We start from the raw sequence: 15909 nt of genomic DNA, 5'->3' as shown, positions 1-15909 counted from the left end.
CCGGCCGGAGCGACGGCGGCCGGGGGCTGGCGGCCTGCCCGGACGGGCTGCGCGGATTGTTCACCTCGCGTTCCATTACAGGTCCGGCGGTCTCGTAATTCGACGTCACTTCCGCGGGTTTGCATACCGGTGTTCTTCAAACCCCTCTGGAAGGAACCTCCATGCGTCGCGCCACTCTGTCGGCCCTCGGTCTCGCCGGCCTGTCCGCGCTCGGCCTCACCGGGTGCGCGGCATCCGCTTCATCCGCCGACTCCGGCGCGGATGCCGCGGCCGCTCCCATCACGATCGCCACCATCCCGCTCGGCGACGACCCTTCGGCCGAGAACCCGATCGAAGCGTTCGCCGCACTCCTCGAAGAGGAGACCGGCCGCACGGTCGAGGTCACGGACGTGCCCGACTACCTGAGCGTGGTCGAGGCGATCCGCGCCGACCACGTCGACATCGGCATCATGAGCGGCTTCCCGTCCGCGCTCGCGGTCAACACCGGCGAGGTCGACGCGCTGCTGGCCTGGGCCGGCGACGATTCCCCGGTGTCGACGTGTGTCGTGCTCGCGGACTCGCCGATCCAGGAGGTCGAAGACCTCGCGGGTGCGACGGTCGCGTTCGCCGACCAGGCGTCGAGCTCGGGCTACTTCATGCCGGTGTACATGCTGCACGAGGCGGGCCTCGAGCAGGGCGAGGACTACGAGGCGATCTTCGCGGGCGGCCATGAGGGCAGCTTCGTCGCGCTCGAGCAGGGACAGGTGGATGCCGCGTGCACCGCCATCATGCTGACGCAGCTGGGTGAGCCCTACTTCCCGTTCGCCGACGGCGAGTGGCGCGGCGTCGGCGAGAGCCCGTCGATGCCCGTCGCGGGCAGCGTGCTCGCACGTCAGTCGCTGGACGACGAGACGCGCGCCCTCCTCGAAGAGGCCCTGCCCGCGGTCTTCTCCGAAGAGAACGCCGAGGCGCTCGGCGCACTGGGTGAGGGCTTCATCGGGCAGGAGGCGATCATCGCGCCGGACCCCGAGCTGTTCGAGGGCTTCGTCGACATCGCCGCGGTCGCGGGCGTCGAGCTCGAGGACCTGCGCTGATGACCACCCTCACCGCCACGGCGGCGCCTCGCGCGACCGTCAAACCGCCCGAACCGGTGGTGTCGGTGCGCCGGCTCGAGGTCGCGTACGACAAGAGCGCACCGGTCCTGCGCGGCGTGGATCTCGAACTGTTCCGTGGCGAGACGGTCGCCCTCCTGGGCGCGTCGGGCTCGGGCAAGTCCACGCTCATGCGCAGTCTCACCGGGTTCGCGCCGATCACGGCAGGGCGCGTGGAGGTCGTGGGTCACGACGTCGCTCGTCTGCACCGCCGTGACCTCCGCTCGCTGCGCGCGCAGGTCGGCCAGGTCTTCCAGCAGTTCAACCTCATTCCGCGGCTCAGCGTGCTGACGAACGTCCTCGCCGGCGGACTCCACGCCGCCGGCCCGTTCAACCTCGTCGGCGGGTTCACGCGCGAGCAGCGCACGCGGGCGCTCGAACTGCTCGATCGCGTGGGCATCGCGCACAAGGCCTCCGAGCCGGCGCGCTCGCTGAGCGGCGGACAGCAGCAGCGCGTCGCGATCGCGCGCGCGCTCATGCAGCGGCCGCGGCTCATCCTCGCCGACGAACCGGTGGCCTCGCTCGACCCGCGGCTGGCCGACTCGGTGCTCGGCCTGCTGCGCGACATCGCCGCGACAGACGGCATCCCGGTGCTGGTGAGCCTGCACGTGCTGCCCCTTGCGCTCGCGCACAGCGATCGCATCATCGGTCTCCGTCATGGCGAGGTCGTCGTGTCGGCCCCGACCGCGCACCTCGACGCGGCGGCGCTGGCCGACGTCTACGACGACGGAGGTGATGGCGATGACCACGACGTCGACTGAGCGCACGCGAGACGCTTCCGGGCCGCGCTCCGACAAGACCGCGCCGACGCTGGATCCGCGGGAGCGGGCGCGGCTCGAGCAGGCGATCCGGATGCCGCGCACCAGGTTCCTGCTCGGCATCCCTGTCGCCATCGTGGTCCTCCTGTGGTCGTTCCAGGGCGCGGAGTTCAACTTCGCGAAGCTCGCCGAGGGCGCCGTCAACATGACGGAGTTCCTCGGGAGGCTGTTCCCGCCGGACTTCTCGGACTTCGGCACCATCGTCGTGCTGCTGATCGAGACACTGCAGATGGCGATCGTCGGCACGGTCCTGGGTGCGGTGCTGTCGCTCATCGTGGCGTTCGGTGCGGCGTCGAATCTGGCGCCGAAGTGGCTCTACTACTCGTCGCGCTGGCTGATGAACATCATCCGCTCGGTGCCCGATCTCGTCTTCGCGCTCATGTTCGTCTCGGCCGTCGGGCTCGGACCCTTCGCCGGCATCCTGGCGATGACCCTCGGCTCGATCGGCTCGATCGGCAAGGTCTATGCGGAGGCGATGGAGTCCGTCGATCGCGGGCCGATGGTCGCCATGGAGGCGGTCGGCGCCTCCAAACGCCAGGTCATCCAGTACGGCGTGCTGCCGCAGGCGGCGCCGCTCCTGGTGTCGTACACGCTGCTGCTGTTCGAGGGGAACGTGCGCGGCGCGACCATCCTCGGCCTCGTCGGCGCGGGCGGCATCGGGCTCGAGCTCACCACCGCGATGCGCATGTACGACTACGGCCACCTCAGCGCCATCGTCATCTGCATCATCGTGCTCGTCACGGCGATCGACCAAGGCAGCGCGTTCATCAGAAGGAGAATCACATGACCACCATCGACATCGAGCTGAGCACGCCCGTCAACCTGCGCGACCTCGGCGGGATCCCCATCGCGGGCGGCGTCCTGCGGGACGGCCTTGCGGTGCGGGCCGACGACCTGTCGGTCGTCACCGCGGCCGACGCCGACGACCTCATCGAGCGCGGCCTCACCGCGGTCATCGATCTGCGCACCGCCGACGAGGCCGCACTCACCGGCCGCGGTCCGCTCGCTCAGCGTCCGGTGGCCTACCACCACCTCCCGCTGATGGCGAGCATCGGACAGGGGATGCCGCAGGACGGGCCGTTCGCGTTCGACCACGTGCAGATGGGCGAGATGTACGCACGCATGGTCGAGGGCGCAGCGCCGCAGCTCGTGAGCGCACTGTCGATCATCGCCGTCGCTCCCGGCGCGACGGCTTTCCATTGCGCTGCCGGACGCGACCGCACCGGTGTGCTCGCGGCCGTGCTGCTGCTCGCCCTCGGCGCGGATGATGACGACATCGTCGCCGACTACGCCCGGACCGACCCGAACATGGCGGCCATCCAGGCGCGCATGAAGCCGGTCATGGGCGTGCTCATGGCGCGGCTCGGCTTCGACCTCGACGAGATGTCGAGCCTGACCCTGTCGGAGGAGCCGATGGACGTCTCGATGCGTACGATGCTCGCACGGCTCCGCGAGCGGCACGGCGATGCCCTCACGCCGCTTCGCGCGGCGGGTCTCGGCGATGATCTGATCGCCCGGCTCCGCGCGCGGGCGCTCGCGGCATGACCGCGGCGCTCGCAGAGATCGCGTCGGCGGAAGACGTCGGGACCGCGGTACGCCGCGGTCCCGGCCGCCCCCGCGACGAGGACCTGGATGCGCAGATCCTGGACGCCACCCTCGCGCTGATCGACGCCGGCGAGCCGGTCACCGTCGGCCGGATCGTCGCTCGCAGCGGGGTGAGCCGCGCGGCGCTGTACCGGCGCTGGCCGTCGCTCACCGCCCTCGTCGCTGCGGCGCTCGACGTCGGTCGCGAGGTGCCCCCGGCGATCCCCGACGACGGCGACCTTCGTGAAGAGGTGCTGGATGCTTTCGTCGCGGGTCACAGCGTGTCGGCGTCGGGATACTCCGAGGCCCGCTTCCGGCAGCGGATCGGCTTGGCGATGACCGACCGCGAGCTGCAGCGCGCGTACTGGCGGTCGCACGTGGCGCGCCGGCGCGTGAGTCTGGAAGACGCGCTTCGCCGCGGCATCGCGCGTGGCATCCTGCGTTCCGATCTCGACCCCGCCGCGTGCTTCGACCTGCTCGCCGGTGTCGTGTACTACCAGCTGGTGGTGCGCGGTGACAGCATCGAAACCCCCGCCGTGCAGGCCCGCGTGCGCGCCGCGCTCGAGGTCGCATGGCGTGGGATGGTCGCGGGGGCTGTGAGCTAGGAGCGCAGCGGGCCGATCGGCAGCAGGGCGTCGCCGAAGTCGAAGATCGTGTAGCGACCGCAGGCGACGGTGTCGGCATCCTGAATCTCGGCATCGCCGGGGAGGTCGAAGGGCGGGGACTGCGCGTCCATCACGAGGAACGACACCTCGCCCACGGTGAAGTCGTCGCGATTGACGAGCCATGCGTAGCCGCGCAGCTCGTGGTCGACCTGCACGAGCGCGGCGGGATCGGCGAGGTGGGTCTTCGGGAGGCGGACGGTCCAGAACTGCCCCGCACCGGCGCGCCCCGCGTCGTCGACCCAGTCCACGACGCACGTGAGGTCGGCGTCCGGCGCGCTCGCCGCGGCGGCGATGCGGGGGACGCCGACCGTCGCGGCGACTACCAAGGCGGCGCTGACAGCACCGACCGCGATCACCGCGCCTGATCGCACGGCCGCTCGGGCGGGCAGGAGCGCGGGCAGCGCCACGAGTCCGAGCACGGGTCCGAAGACGACCGGCTGCAGGTAGCGCGCGGCGTGCGTGCCGAGCATGATCGCTCCGATGACCACGAGCAGCGGCATGATCCATCCGCACGCGGCGACGACCGCGGCGCCGATCTCGCGGCGTCGCGTGAGCAGCACGGTCGCGACGAGGCTCCAGCCCCACAGCACGACCACGAAGACGACGGATGCCGCGCCCCACGGCGCGTTCCACCGCTCCGAGAGCAGCGCGCCGTAGTAGCCGAGCGACTCGAGCCATCGACTGGCGTCGGCGTACCCGGCGCCGGTGTTCGCGATGAGTCGGGCCAGCGGCATCCGTCCCACGAAGCCGATCGCCGAGCCCGCGACGAGCGCGGCGACCAGCTGGAGCGCGACGGCGCTGCGCCGCCGCGCGGCGACGACCGCCAGCACGAGGCCGAGCGGAACGGTCGCCCACACCGCGAACATCGGGTTGGTGACCACGGATGCCGCCGCCACGACGCCGATCCCGACCACCGCGGCCCACGGGGCGGCACCGGTGCGGTCGAGTGCTCGCCGCGCGAGGCCGATCGCGAGCACGACTGCGATGACCGTCGCGCTGTAGTAGGTCGTCGTCGTGAGGAGCGAGGCGAGCTCGAGGGCATCGCGCGACGGCGAGCCCTCGCTCGCGGCCACGAGCGCGAATGCGACGAGCGCGAGCAGGGCGCCCGTCACCGGCATCCGGACCCGCCCGGCACGGCCCGCGGCCACGCGGAGCGCGCCGTACAGCCCGACGACGTTCACGACCCCGGCGAGGGCGAGCGTGCCGTTCACGCCGAGCCCGAACAGCGAGAGCACCGCGAGCGCCGCCGTCTCGGGCAGGAACAGCACGGTCGACAGCGCCCAGTCCTGAGGCTGGCCCGCGGCGATCGAGCGGACGACGAGCGTCGTCACGAGGGAGTCGCCGTCGCGGAACAGCAGTCCGGAGCGAGCGGATGCCGCGACCGTCGCCACGACGGCGATCCCCACCGCGATCGCCGCGGCGACGCCGAGCAGCTCGCGTGCCCAGCGCGGCAGATGGTCGCGGTGTGCTGCGGAGTCGGGGAGGTCGATCATGATCTCGCTTCGTCGGGTCGCTGCGAGCGTACCGGGGACGGGGCGACAGCCGGCACGGCTCAGGGGGGTGAGCGCCCCCGATAGACTGGACCGGACACCCCGATCGCCCGAGCCGGTCCTCCTGCGTCTGCAGGACTGCACCGGCCGACGACCCCGAGGAGGCCTGGATGCTCCTCGTGCTCGGCGCGTTCGCGGTCCTCCCGCTCCTGCTGCCGTGGCTCGTGGCGCGCATCGGCCCCCTCGCGTTCTATGTCGCGGCGGTGCTGCCGATCGCGGGGTTCGTGCAGGCGGCGTTCCAGACGCCGCGGATCCTCGCGGGCGAGGTGCCGTTCGAGTCGTACGCGTGGATCCCGCCGCTCGGCATCGACCTGTCGATGCGCATGGACACGCTCTCGTGGCTCATGACCCTCATCGTCACCGGCGTGGGTGCGCTCGTGATGATCTACTGCCGCTGGTACTTCCGCGGCAAGAAGGAGAACCTCGGGCAGTTCGCCGCCGTGCTGCTCGCCTTCGCGGGTGCGATGTACGGGCTCGTCCTCACCGACGACCTCGTCGTGCTCGTGATGTTCTGGGAGGTCACGAGCGTGCTGTCGTACCTCCTGATCGGGTACTACAACAGCCGCGCGTCGAGTCGTCGCGCTGCGCTGCAGGCGCTCCTCGTCACGACGCTCGGCGGCCTCGTGATGCTGATCGGCGTCGTGCTGCTGGTGGTGGATGCCGGCACCTCGAGCATCTCGACGATCCTCGCCGAAGCCCCCACGGGGCCGGTCGTCGACGCCGCCCTCGTGCTGATCCTCGTGGGCGCGCTGAGCAAGTCGGCGATCTTCCCCTTCCACTTCTGGCTTCCCGGCGCCATGGCTGCCCCCACGCCGGTCAGCGCATACCTGCACGCCGCGGCCATGGTGAAGGCGGGCATCTACCTGATCGCGCGCCTGGCCCCGGTCTTCGCCCTGGCGCCGACGTGGCGGCCCATCGTCATCGCACTGGGCGTGTTCACGATGCTGCTCGGCGGCTTCCAGGCGCTGCGCGAGACCGACCTCAAGCGCGTCCTCGCCTTCGGCACGGTGAGTCAGCTGGGAATGCTCGCCGTCGTGCTCGGATACGGAACGAGGGATGCCGCGCTCGCCGGCCTCGCACTGCTGCTGAGTCATGCGCTCTTCAAGTCGGCGCTGTTCCTCGTCGTCGGCGTGATCGACCGCCAGCTGTCGACGCGAGATCTCACGGAGCTGTCGGGAGTCGGGCGTCAGGCGCCCGTCATGGCGACGTTCTCGATCATCGCGGTCGCGTCGATGATCGGGGTCATCCCCACGATCGGCTTCGTCGCCAAGGAGGGCGTGCTCGCAGCGCTGCTGCACGAGGCGGTCGGCGGGGAGGCGTGGGGCATCGTCGCCGTGACGGGGATCACCCTGGGCTCCGTGCTGACCGCGGCCTACGGCATCCGGTTCCTCTGGGGCGCGTTCTGGACCAAGCGGGATCCGGCCGGCGACATCGTGCCCGCCACCGAATGGCCCGACCCGCCGCTCGGGTTCCTCGCGGCGCCGGTCGTGCTCGCGGGCCTCACGCTCGTCGCGGGGTTCTTCGCCCCCTGGCTCGACACGGCGTTCACGCCGTACGCCGACGAGGCCCCGCTGTCGAGCCCGGGCGTGGCTCCGCCCGAGCACACCGCGCACCTCGCGCTGTGGCACGGACTCGAGCCGGCACTGTGGATCTCGCTCGCGACGATCGCCGTCGGAGCCCTCGTGTTCTGGGCCACGACGGCGTGGCGGCCCGCGAAGCGCGTGCTGCCGTTCACCGCGGCCGAGGTCTACAACGCCGCACTGCGCGGCGTGGCACGACTGTCGGTCGTGACGACGAGCTTCACGCAGCGCGGTTCGCTGCCGGTGTACGTCGGCACGATCTTCGTGGTGTTCGTCGCGGCCGAGGCCACCGCGCTCCTCGCGAGCGAGGACCTGCAGGCGCAGCTCGACGCATTCCAGACTCCCATGCAGCTCGTGGTCGCGCCGATCATGATCGCGGCGGGGCTCGTCGCCATCCGCGCCCGCAAGCGCTACACCGGCGTGGTGCTGGTGTCGGTGACGGGTCTCGGCATGGTGCTGCTGTTCGCGACGAGCGGTGCGCCCGATCTCGCGCTCACGCAGATCCTCGTCGAGACGGTGACCCTCGTGGCGTTCGCCCTGGTGCTGCGTCGCATCCCGTCACGCATGGGCGAGCACAACGCGTCGGTGTGGCCCGTGGCGCGCGCCGTGCTGGGCGCCGCCGTCGGCGTCACGATGGCGCTCGTCGCGATCGTCGCCACGAGCGCACGCGTCGAGGACCCGATCTCGGATGCGTTCCCCGAGCTCGCGTACGAGCTCGGCCACGGCAAGAACGTCGTCAATGTCGCCCTCGTCGACCTGCGCGGCTGGGACACGATGGGCGAGCTGTCGGTGCTCATCCTCGCCGCCACGGGCGTGGCATCCCTCGTCTTCGTCACGCATCGGGCCGACACGCTGTCGCGCTTCATCGCCCCGCTCCCGTCGGGCGCCACGCGGGCCCGCCGGCCGCTCGTCGAGACGTCGGACGGACTGAGGCAGCGCGGCGACGCGCGCGGCAGCGGGCGCATGGCGTGGCTGGTCGGCGGCCAGCGCGTGCGCCCCGAGAACCGCTCGATCGTGCTCGAGGTGATCGTGCGGATCCTCTTCCACACGATCATCATCGTGTCGCTCTACCTGCTGTTCGCCGGCCACAACCTTCCCGGCGGCGGATTCGCGGGCGGGCTGGTCGCCGGCATGGCGCTCGTCATGCGGTATGTCGCCGGCGGGAGGTACGAGCTCGGCGCCGCCGCGCCCACCGATGCCGGACGCCTCCTCGGCACCGGTATGACCATCGCCGTCGCGTGCGCCGTCGTGCCGCTGTTCTTCGGCGCGCCGCCGCTTACGAGCACGTGGTTCACGGCCGACCTGCCCGTCCTCGGGCACGTCGAGTTCGTCACGTCGACGTTCTTCGACGTCGGCGTGTACCTCGTCGTCATCGGGCTGGTGCTCGACGTGCTCCGCAGCCTCGGCGCCGAAGTCGACCGGCAGGCCCAGGAGGCCCGCGAGGGCCGCAGCGCCGGAGAGGTGGGCGTCTCGTGAGCGTGTCGCTCGTCCTCATCATCGTCATGGCCGTGCTCTTCGCGTGCGGCGTGTACGCCATGCTCGAGCGCAGCCTCACCCGCGTGCTGATCGGGTTCCTGCTGCTCGGCAACGCGACGAACCTGCTGCTGCTCATCGTGATGGGAGCACCCGGCGTGGCCCCGTTCTTCGGCGCGGCCGAGTCGCCCGATGACATGTCGGACCCGCTGCCGCAGGCCCTCACGCTGACGGCGATCGTGATCACGTTCGCGGTCTCGGCGTTCCTCCTCGCCCTGATCTACCGCTCATGGCAGCTCGGCCAGGCCGACACGTTCGTCGACGACGAGGCCGATCGCGCCGTGCGCGAGGGCACCGCCGACGTCGAAGAGACGATGGACGACGAGACCGAGATCGAGCACGAGGACGACGACGCCACGACCGACTTCGTCGGCACCGACACCGCCCCCATCACGGTGCTCTCGAGCCGCGACGTGCCGGGCGTCCGAGACGACGCGCCGGTGGACCGACCGCGGCCGGGGTCGAACGACAAGGGGGACGACGCATGATCGCGTTCGCTCCCGCGCTCGTCCCGCTGCTGGTGACGCTGCCGCTGCTCGGCGCGGCCATCGCCCTCATCGCGGGCCGGCATCGCAAGACGCAGGTCGCCGTCTCGGTCGCGACGCTCACGCTCGTCTGCGCCGTCGCGGCCGTGCTGCTGTACGTCGTCGACACCGGCGATCAGCCGATCGCGGTGTCGGTCGGCGGCTGGCCGATCCCGTTCGGCATCGTGCTCTACGTCGACCGGCTCGCGGCCCTGCTCGTGGTGGTGTCGAGCATCGTGCTGCTGGCCGTCCTCCTGTTCTCGGTCGGTCAGGGCGCGGCGGACGGCGACGACGAGACGCCCGTCTCGATCTTCCACCCGTCGTATCTGATCCTCGCGGCCGGCATCTTCAACGCCTTCATCGCGGGCGACCTGTTCAACCTCTACGTCGGGTTCGAGATCCTGCTCGTCGCGTCCTACGTGCTGATCACGCTCGGGTCGACCGAGTCGCGCATCCGCACCGGCGTCGTCTACATCGTCGTCTCGCTCGTGTCGTCGATCCTCTTCCTCGCGGCGATCGCGATGATCTACGGCGCGCTCGGCACCGTGAACATGGTGCAGATCTCGGAACGGATGGGCGAGCTGCCGCAGGAGACGCAGCTGATCCTGCACCTCATGCTGCTGCTGGCCTTCAGCATCAAGGCCGCGGTCTTCCCGCTGTCGTTCTGGCTGCCCGACTCGTACCCGACCGCACCCGCGCCGGTGACGGCGGTGTTCGCGGGCCTGCTGACCAAGGTCGGCGTGTACGCGATCATCCGCACCGAGACCGAGATGTTCCTCGACAACGACGTCAACATGTTGCTGATGTTCGTGGCGCTCGCCACGATGATCGTCGGCGTGCTCGGAGCGGTCGCGCAGGCCGAGCTCAAGCGCATCCTGTCGTTCACCCTCGTCAGCCACATCGGCTACATGATCTTCGGGCTCGCGATCGCGACACCGGCCGCGATCGGCGCGACCATCTATTACATGGTCCACCACATCGTGGTGCAGACGACCTTGTTCCTCGCCGTCGGTCTCGTCGAGCGCCGTGCCGGAAGCACCTCGATCCTTCGCGTCAAGGGCCTCATGAAGGTCGCCCCCGTGATCGCGGTGCTCTACTTCATCCCCGCGGTCAACCTCGGCGGATTGCCGCCGTTCTCGGGCTTCATCGGCAAGTTCGCGCTGTTCGACGCCGCCGCCGGGGTCGGCACACCGATCATGATCGTGCTGATGGTGGGCGGCATCGTGACGAGTCTGCTCACGCTCTACGCCCTGATGCGCGCGTGGAACCTCTCGTTCTGGCGCGAAGAGGACGACTCGGCCGAGACCGAGGCCCGCATCTCGTACCTGGGCGCGGCGCCCGCGGCGGGCGTCGAGACGCAGCGCCGCGTCATCCCGCGCATCATGACGGCCTCCACCGCCGGGATGGTGGCGATCACGGTCGCGCTGACGATCTTCGCCGGCCCGCTCTACGACGTGTGCACCCGCATCGGCGAGTCGCTGCTGCAGCCGGTCTCGCTGACCCAGCTCGAAGACGACCTCCAGGGATGGGAGAAGGCGCCGTGAGCCCGGACCTCCCTCAGACCCGCGTGCGCCGCGCCGCTGTCACAGCGTGGCGGCAGCTGCCGTTCTTCGCGTGGCTCATCGCGCTGTGGATGTTGCTGTGGGGCCAGTTCACGTGGCTCGCCTTCCTCACCGGACTCGTCGCAGCGGTCGTCGTGACGCGGGTGTTCCGCCTCCCGCCCGTCGAGCTCTCTGGCCGCGTGAACCTGTGGTGGGGGCTGCTGTTCGCGCTCGAGTTCCTCGTCGCGCTCGTGCGGGGTTCGCTCACCGTGGCGTGGCAGGTGCTCGACTTCCGGCGGCAGCCGGGGCCGGCGATCATCGCGGTGCAGCTCGTGACCGACGACGACCTCATCATGACGCACACGGCCGTGACCGCATCCCTCATTCCCGGGTCGCTCCTCGTCGACACCGACCGCGACCGGCGCGTGCTGTTCCTGCATGTCATCGGCGTGCGCAACGACGCCGATCTCGAGAAGCAGCGGAACAGCGTGCTGCACTGGGAGCGGCGCATCGTGCGGGCGGTGGGCTCGCGCGCGCAGCTGGAGGCGATGAAGACGGATGCCGCGGCCCGCGCCGCGACCGCGGGGCGAGGTGGTGCGCGGTGAACGTCCTGCTGCTCGTGATCTACGTGGTGTTCGCGGTCGCCGCGCTGCTGACGCTGTGGCGCATCGTGATCGGCCCGTCGATTCTGGACCGTGCCGTGGCATCCGACGTGCTCCTCACCGAGGTGATGTGCGTGCTCGGCGCAGAGATGGCGATCAACCATCACACGCGGACCCTGCCGGTGCTGCTGATCATCGCAGCCGTGGGGGTGTTCGGGTCGATCTCGATCGCCCGGTTCGTCGCACGGAGGGACAACACCGACCGATGACGCTCGAACACTGGCTCGACCTGGCCGCGCTGATCCTCATCCTGATCGGAGCACTCCTGTGCCTGACGGCTGCGATCGGCCTGCTGCGGTTCCGTGACGTGCCGACGCGTCTTCACGCGGCGACCAAGCCGCAGGTGCTGGGCCTCATCCTCATCTGCCTTGCGATCGCGCTGTCGCTTCGCTCGTGGGAGGTGGTCGCCTTCTTGGTTCCCGTCGTGCTGATCCAGCTCGCCACGGCGCCGCTGTCGGCGCACATGGTCGGCCGGCAGGCCTATCGCAACGGCACGATCGACGAGTCCGGGCTGTACGTCGACGAGCTGGCCGAGTCGAAGCAGACGCCGCCTGCCGCCGGGGGCTGATGGGCAGGGCGAGGGACCCAGCCCCCTGCAGCGGAGACCCGGAGCGGTCGCCGTTCCCGGCACGATCGTCATCGACGTGGGGAATCGGCAGCCCGAGTGGGCCGTGATTGCATCAGGATGACGGTATGGATGAGGTCCAGGTCGTCGTCGCGCACACTCAACGCGTCACGCTGCGCGTCGGCGACATCTTCCTGAAGATCGACGGTGATCCCGCTCACGCCGACATCGAGGTGCGAGCGATGGCCATGGCACCGATACCGACTCCCGCCATCCTGTGGCGGGAGCCACCCGCGCTTGCGATCTCGGTCGTGCCCGGTGAGGCTCTCGGCATCCTCGGTGAACCGTCCCCGGCCTCGTCGGCAGCATGGGCCGCTTCGGGTGCCGCCATCCGACGGCTGCACGAGGCGCCGCTGCCGCCGTGGCCGGGGCCCGACCTTGACGACGTCGCGGCGGAGCTCGACCGGGAATGCGCGTGGCTGCTGGACAGCGCCGTCCTGCCGGCCGAGGTGATCCGGTGCAACCGCCGGATCGCCGAGACCGCACTCCGGCAGTGGGAGCCGCGGTTCATCCATGGCGACCTGCAGATCACCCACGTGTTCGTCGACGGCGACGAGGTCACCGGCATCATCGACTGGTCTGAGGCTGCCCCCGGCGACCCCATGTACGACCTCGCGATCCTGACGCTCGGGCACGAGGAGCGCCTCGACGACCTGCTCGTCGGGTATGGAGACGACGCGGACCGGGACGTGATCCGCGCGTGGTGGTCGCTGCGCAGCCTGGTCGCGTCGCGCTGGCTGATCGAGCACGGCTTCGATCCGGACGCGCCGGGGTGCGAGTTCGACGTGCTCCGGTCCCGCGCACGGGAAGCCGCGGCGGAGCCGTAGCAGACGTCTCCCGCCGTGGGCGGCGTCTGACGGTTCGCCGCGTCGGCGACGTCTGCGCAGGATACGACTCTGGGCGTACAGGATGTACATCTGCCGCCGGATGCGCGCGCGCGAGAGCGCCACGTAGCGTCAGACGGGTGTCATCAGCAGAATCGCGCCGCCCTCTGGTCCCCGTGCTCGGCGCTCTCGTGATCGCCGTCGTGCTGCTGGTGGTGCCCTTTCCCGGAAGCCTCAGCGTGCAGGTCACTCGGGCCGCGGCAGTGACCTTCAGCGGCATTCCGGGAATCGAACTGGCGTCCGAGCTCCCCCTCCTGGCGCTCGCAGCGGCCGCGGCGGCCGCTGTCGGTCGCGTCCTCTGGACGAGGTCGCCGCGCCGCCTCATCGCAGTGAGCGCGGCGGTCGGTGTCTTCCTCGCCTACTTGGCGAGCGAAGGACTGAAGCTCGCAGCGGCCCAGCCGCGGCCGTGCACCGTTTGGAACCTCGCGGGCGACTGCCCGCCGGCCGGGGACTGGTCCTTCCCCTCGAATCACGCCACGCTCGCCTTCGGAGCGGTCGTCGTCATCGCCGTGACGACCCGGTCGGTCTCCCTCACGTGCGCGGCGATGCTGCTCGCGGTCGTCGTCGCCACCGGTCGCGTCCTCGAGGGATCCCACTACCTTCACGACGTCGCGGCCGGAGCTGCAGTCGGAATCCTGACAGTGGGCGGTGTCGTGGTGCTTGCGGCGGCGCACGGCGCGAGCTGGCGCGCCCGCGGGCGGGCGTCCACGCCCGTGCGGTGACGGACCCGGCTCGGTAGGGTGCCTCCATGCCCATCAAGCTCGAGAACGTCGGAATCGCTGTGAGCGACATCGAGGCGGCCATCGCGTTCTTCACCGATCTCGGACTCACGGTCCTCGGCCGCGACACCGTCAGCGGCGAATGGGCCGACACGGCCGTCGGCCTCGACGGGAACCACGCCAAGATCGCGATCCTCGAGACTCCGGGCGGCCAGGGTCAGTTGGAGCTCTTCGAGTACATCCACCCCGACGCGATCGAGACCGAGCCCACGCTTCCCAACGAGATCGGCATGCACCGCGTCGCCTTCTCGGTCGATGACATCGACGAGGCGCTGGAGATCGCCGCGAAGCACGGGTGCTACCCGCTGCGCGGCGTCGCGACCTACGAGGATGTGTACAAGCTCACGTACCTCCGCGGTCCGAGCGGCATTCTCGTGATGCTGGCTCAGGAGCTGAAGAAGGTCTGACCCGACCGCTCTGGCACGTCCCGTGCCGTTCAGGACGTGGCGCCGTATGCCCATCGCAGGACGACCGCCGCCGCAACGACGGCGACGGGCCTCAACCGCACACAACGCCGGTCATCGGATGCGGACGAACGAACGCAGCTCGTTCGGGCGGAAGTCGTGAGCCTCGACGAATCCGCGCGATTCGTAGAACGCGCGCTGCGCTTCCTCGGCGTCGGTCAGGAGCACGAGCTGCCGGATGTGATCGGTTCGACGGAGCATCTCGTCGAGCAGCGCTCCGCCGATACCGCGCCTGTGGTGTTCCGGTGCGATGAGGATGTCCTGCAGGTAGGCGATCGTGTGCCCGTCCGAGATCGTCCGCGCGAGTCCGACGAGCTCGCCGGCCTCCGTGCGCGCGGTGAGCACGGTGTGCGACGCGTTGATCGCGTCGACCAGTCTGCGGTGATCGTCGGTGTAGGCCGTCCACCCGACCGATCGATACAGCTCGACGAGCTCCGCGGGCTCGGGGATCTCGGCTGCGATCGCAAACGTCATCATGCGATTGTTCCAGCCCGCGCGACCGGCGTGTGCCAGAGTGCTGGGATGTCGTCACCTCAATCGCTCAGCGAGTCCGACCGTCGTCTGGTCGCGGCATGGTCAGCAGATTGCGCGGAGCGAGTTCTCGCGTTGTTCGAGTCGGAGGTGCCCGACGATGACCGGCCGCGAGACGCGATCGAGCGCGCACGCGCCTTCTCTCGCGGCGAGCTCACCGCGGCAGGAGAGATCAAGCGGCGTTTCGTCGCGGGTCGCGCCGCCCAGTCGGCGTCGTCGCCTGCGGCCGTCGCGGCCGCACGCGCCGCAGCGCAGGCCGCCGGCGTGGCGCACATGGGAGCGCACGCCCTGGGCGCTGCCGCCTATGCCGCGAAGGCTGCCCGGCTGGCGGCTGCCGACCCCGACGCCGCGACGGCGGAGCTCGAGTGGCAGCTCGAGCACATGAGCGACGAAGTCGCCTCGGCGCTTCGCCTCCTGCCGCTGGTCGGCGAAGACTCCGCGGGCCCGCTCGGCTCCGGCCTTCTGGCGACGGGTGAACTGGGGGAGCACATCGAGCGGATCCAGCTGAGGCTCCGCGGCGAACGCGTTGAATGAGTCGCGGCTGGGTCCGCACCGCACGCCGCGGGCCGACTAGCCCAGGGCGGCCACGAGGTGCGCGTTCCGCTTGGCGATGAGTCGGCGGAGGTAGGGAACGAGGATCAGTCGCTCCGCCAGCCGGCCGAAGACGGGGGAGCCGACGGTGATGCGATCTGTCATCCGTGATCCGCTCAGGTGCGGCTCGAAGACGTGTTCGTGGACGAACATCTTGAACGGACCGCGCACCTGCCGGTCGACGAACCGGACGGGCCGATCCAGCTCCGAGATCTCCGAGGTCATGGTGAACCACACGCCGAAATGACGTGCCCGCCAGGTCACCGTCTCGCCGAGCCCGATCCGTCCTGTCGTCACTCCGGCAACGGCGCGCTCCTTCGACTCCGACATCGATGCCACGTGGGCGTCGATGTCGAGCGACCCGTCGAAGAGCTCCTCTACGGCATGCGCGGAAACGGTGACGACAGTGAAAGTCGAGGGCACGCGTCCATCCTCGCGCGCGTCGAAG

Annotated in this window: 18 protein-coding genes; 15 read left to right on the top strand and 3 right to left on the bottom strand. The window is 70.3% G+C overall.

Going from position 1 to position 15909, the window contains the following annotated elements; genetic code table 11:
• Positions 1 to 161: 161 nt before the first annotated feature.
• The 5 genes from AC3ANN_RS17915 to AC3ANN_RS17895 are packed head-to-tail and all read left to right on the top strand — an operon-like array spanning position 162 to position 4137.
• The gene (locus AC3ANN_RS17915; protein ID WP_488338735.1) at positions 162 to 1073 is read left to right on the top strand and encodes a phosphate/phosphite/phosphonate ABC transporter substrate-binding protein; all 912 of its coding nucleotides are present in this window, start codon (positions 162 to 164) and stop codon (positions 1071 to 1073) included.
• The gene (locus AC3ANN_RS17910) at positions 1073 to 1891 is read left to right on the top strand and encodes a phosphonate ABC transporter ATP-binding protein (protein ID WP_488338734.1); all 819 of its coding nucleotides are present in this window, start codon (positions 1073 to 1075) and stop codon (positions 1889 to 1891) included. The genes AC3ANN_RS17915 and AC3ANN_RS17910 overlap by 1 nt, the downstream gene beginning before the upstream one ends.
• On the top strand, positions 1872 to 2735 hold the full coding sequence (phnE, locus tag AC3ANN_RS17905; RefSeq protein ID WP_488338733.1) for a phosphonate ABC transporter, permease protein PhnE: 864 nt from the start codon (positions 1872 to 1874) through the stop codon (positions 2733 to 2735). The genes AC3ANN_RS17910 and phnE overlap by 20 nt, the downstream gene beginning before the upstream one ends.
• Positions 2732 to 3493: a tyrosine-protein phosphatase gene (locus AC3ANN_RS17900; RefSeq protein WP_488338732.1), complete on the top strand. Its 762-nt coding sequence runs from the start codon at positions 2732 to 2734 to the stop codon at positions 3491 to 3493. Before phnE ends, AC3ANN_RS17900 begins: the two co-directional genes overlap by 4 nt.
• Positions 3490 to 4137, top strand: coding sequence for a TetR/AcrR family transcriptional regulator (locus AC3ANN_RS17895; RefSeq protein ID WP_488338731.1), 648 nt, complete (start codon positions 3490 to 3492; stop codon positions 4135 to 4137). The genes AC3ANN_RS17900 and AC3ANN_RS17895 overlap by 4 nt, the downstream gene beginning before the upstream one ends.
• Here AC3ANN_RS17895 and AC3ANN_RS17890 read toward each other — a convergent pair.
• Entirely contained in the window at positions 4134 to 5690 is a 1557-nt protein-coding gene (locus AC3ANN_RS17890) for a hypothetical protein (RefSeq protein ID WP_488338730.1), read from the bottom strand. The genes AC3ANN_RS17895 and AC3ANN_RS17890 overlap by 4 nt on opposite strands.
• Before the next feature lie 167 nt (positions 5691 to 5857).
• On the opposite strand from AC3ANN_RS17890, the gene AC3ANN_RS17885 reads away from it, so the two are divergent.
• The 9 genes from AC3ANN_RS17885 (at position 5858) to AC3ANN_RS17845 (ending at position 14282) form a co-directional block, all read left to right on the top strand.
• A complete protein-coding gene (locus tag AC3ANN_RS17885) occupies positions 5858 to 8803 on the top strand; it encodes a Na+/H+ antiporter subunit A (protein ID WP_488338729.1) in 2946 nt (981 codons plus the stop codon).
• Positions 8800 to 9348: a Na(+)/H(+) antiporter subunit C gene (locus AC3ANN_RS17880; RefSeq protein WP_488338728.1), complete on the top strand. Its 549-nt coding sequence runs from the start codon at positions 8800 to 8802 to the stop codon at positions 9346 to 9348. The genes AC3ANN_RS17885 and AC3ANN_RS17880 overlap by 4 nt, the downstream gene beginning before the upstream one ends.
• Entirely contained in the window at positions 9345 to 10928 is a 1584-nt protein-coding gene (locus AC3ANN_RS17875) for a Na+/H+ antiporter subunit D (protein WP_488338727.1), read from the top strand. Before AC3ANN_RS17880 ends, AC3ANN_RS17875 begins: the two co-directional genes overlap by 4 nt.
• Complete coding sequence (locus AC3ANN_RS17870; RefSeq protein WP_488338726.1) at positions 10925 to 11530, top strand: Na+/H+ antiporter subunit E; 606 nt, start codon at positions 10925 to 10927, stop codon at positions 11528 to 11530. The genes AC3ANN_RS17875 and AC3ANN_RS17870 overlap by 4 nt, the downstream gene beginning before the upstream one ends.
• Positions 11527 to 11796, top strand: coding sequence for an MrpF/PhaF family protein (locus tag AC3ANN_RS17865; RefSeq protein ID WP_488338725.1), 270 nt, complete (start codon positions 11527 to 11529; stop codon positions 11794 to 11796). Before AC3ANN_RS17870 ends, AC3ANN_RS17865 begins: the two co-directional genes overlap by 4 nt.
• On the top strand, positions 11793 to 12155 hold the full coding sequence (mnhG, locus tag AC3ANN_RS17860) for a monovalent cation/H(+) antiporter subunit G (protein ID WP_488338724.1): 363 nt from the start codon (positions 11793 to 11795) through the stop codon (positions 12153 to 12155). The genes AC3ANN_RS17865 and mnhG overlap by 4 nt, the downstream gene beginning before the upstream one ends.
• 125 nt (positions 12156 to 12280) lie before the next feature.
• Positions 12281 to 13039 carry a phosphotransferase family protein gene (locus AC3ANN_RS17855; protein ID WP_488338723.1) on the top strand — a complete coding sequence of 253 codons (759 nt, stop codon included), beginning with the start codon at positions 12281 to 12283 and terminating at the stop codon, positions 13037 to 13039.
• A 137-nt stretch (positions 13040 to 13176) separates the two neighbouring features.
• Complete coding sequence (locus tag AC3ANN_RS17850) at positions 13177 to 13818, top strand: phosphatase PAP2 family protein (RefSeq protein WP_488338722.1); 642 nt, start codon at positions 13177 to 13179, stop codon at positions 13816 to 13818.
• A 26-nt stretch (positions 13819 to 13844) separates the two neighbouring features.
• Positions 13845 to 14282 carry a VOC family protein gene (locus AC3ANN_RS17845; protein WP_488338721.1) on the top strand — a complete coding sequence of 146 codons (438 nt, stop codon included), beginning with the start codon at positions 13845 to 13847 and terminating at the stop codon, positions 14280 to 14282.
• A 111-nt stretch (positions 14283 to 14393) separates the two neighbouring features.
• On the opposite strand, the gene AC3ANN_RS17840 is transcribed toward AC3ANN_RS17845, so the two are convergent.
• On the bottom strand, positions 14394 to 14813 hold the full coding sequence (locus tag AC3ANN_RS17840; RefSeq protein ID WP_488338720.1) for a GNAT family N-acetyltransferase: 420 nt from the start codon (positions 14811 to 14813) through the stop codon (positions 14394 to 14396).
• Positions 14814 to 14861: 48 nt separating this feature from the next.
• Here AC3ANN_RS17840 and AC3ANN_RS17835 point away from each other — a divergent pair, with 48 nt between their 5' ends.
• Positions 14862 to 15404, top strand: a complete 543-nt coding sequence (locus tag AC3ANN_RS17835; RefSeq protein WP_488338719.1) for a putative immunity protein — start codon at positions 14862 to 14864, stop codon at positions 15402 to 15404.
• Between the two features lie 36 nt (positions 15405 to 15440).
• Here the strand turns inward: AC3ANN_RS17835 and AC3ANN_RS17830 are convergent, their stop codons facing one another.
• Positions 15441 to 15884 carry an SRPBCC family protein gene (locus AC3ANN_RS17830; protein WP_488338718.1) on the bottom strand — a complete coding sequence of 148 codons (444 nt, stop codon included), beginning with the start codon at positions 15882 to 15884 and terminating at the stop codon, positions 15441 to 15443.
• Positions 15885 to 15909 lie beyond the last annotated feature (25 nt).

Source organism: Microbacterium sp. STRO-2N (genome assembly GCF_057747775.1).
The sequence above is the reverse complement of the archived record's forward strand: the minus strand, read 5'-3'. Positions and strand labels throughout refer to the sequence as shown.

Bases quoted from the DNA above. Each gene is read 5' to 3' on its own strand.
- AC3ANN_RS17915 (WP_488338735.1), top strand. From the start codon at position 162: ATGCGTCGCGCCACTCTGTCGGCCCTCGGTCTCGCCGGCCTGTCCGCG.
- AC3ANN_RS17910 (WP_488338734.1), top strand. From the start codon at position 1,073: ATGACCACCCTCACCGCCACGGCGGCGCCTCGCGCGACCGTCAAACCG.
- phnE (WP_488338733.1), top strand. From the start codon at position 1,872: ATGACCACGACGTCGACTGAGCGCACGCGAGACGCTTCCGGGCCGCGC.
- AC3ANN_RS17900 (WP_488338732.1), top strand. From the start codon at position 2,732: ATGACCACCATCGACATCGAGCTGAGCACGCCCGTCAACCTGCGCGAC.
- AC3ANN_RS17895 (WP_488338731.1), top strand. From the start codon at position 3,490: ATGACCGCGGCGCTCGCAGAGATCGCGTCGGCGGAAGACGTCGGGACC.
- AC3ANN_RS17890 (WP_488338730.1), bottom strand. From the start codon at position 5,690: ATGATCGACCTCCCCGACTCCGCAGCACACCGCGACCATCTGCCGCGC.
- AC3ANN_RS17885 (WP_488338729.1), top strand. From the start codon at position 5,858: ATGCTCCTCGTGCTCGGCGCGTTCGCGGTCCTCCCGCTCCTGCTGCCG.
- AC3ANN_RS17875 (WP_488338727.1), top strand. From the start codon at position 9,345: ATGATCGCGTTCGCTCCCGCGCTCGTCCCGCTGCTGGTGACGCTGCCG.
- mnhG (WP_488338724.1), top strand. From the start codon at position 11,793: ATGACGCTCGAACACTGGCTCGACCTGGCCGCGCTGATCCTCATCCTG.
- AC3ANN_RS17855 (WP_488338723.1), top strand. From the start codon at position 12,281: ATGGATGAGGTCCAGGTCGTCGTCGCGCACACTCAACGCGTCACGCTG.
- AC3ANN_RS17845 (WP_488338721.1), top strand. From the start codon at position 13,845: ATGCCCATCAAGCTCGAGAACGTCGGAATCGCTGTGAGCGACATCGAG.
- AC3ANN_RS17840 (WP_488338720.1), bottom strand. From the start codon at position 14,813: ATGACGTTTGCGATCGCAGCCGAGATCCCCGAGCCCGCGGAGCTCGTC.
- AC3ANN_RS17835 (WP_488338719.1), top strand. From the start codon at position 14,862: ATGTCGTCACCTCAATCGCTCAGCGAGTCCGACCGTCGTCTGGTCGCG.